The sequence below is a fragment of the Pseudomonas tremae genome (assembly GCF_001401155.1).
Classification (GTDB): Bacteria; Pseudomonadota; Gammaproteobacteria; order Pseudomonadales; family Pseudomonadaceae; genus Aquipseudomonas; species Aquipseudomonas tremae.
Genome location: NZ_LJRO01000122.1, coordinates 1 through 254, shown reverse-complemented (window position 1 = coordinate 254; position 254 = coordinate 1). Strand labels below are relative to the sequence as shown.

At 63.8% G+C, this 254-nt stretch carries 1 protein-coding gene; it reads right to left on the bottom strand.

What is annotated here, in order from left to right:
* Window positions 1-50: 50 nt before the first annotated feature.
* The coding region (locus tag ALO43_RS09260) for a LysE family transporter (protein WP_157062276.1) at window positions 51-254 on the bottom strand (204 nt) is incomplete at its 5' end.

Sequence of the window (254 nt, the reverse complement as noted above, 5' to 3'; positions counted from 1 at the left end):
TGTGTGGGATAGAGGTTCCAACGCGTTTGACCTCGAGGTCATGAAACTCGTCAGGCTGAGCGGATCAACTGAAAGGCCACGCTGAACATCATCACGTCCAGCATGCGCCATGTGGCGGGGCGGGCCAGCCAGGGCGCGAGCCATGCCGCACCTAGTGCCAGGCTTGAGAACCACAGCAACGAGGCGCTGGCAGCACCGGCCACGTACGCCCCCGGCACGCCCTGTTGTGCGCCCAGCGAGCCAATCAGCAACAC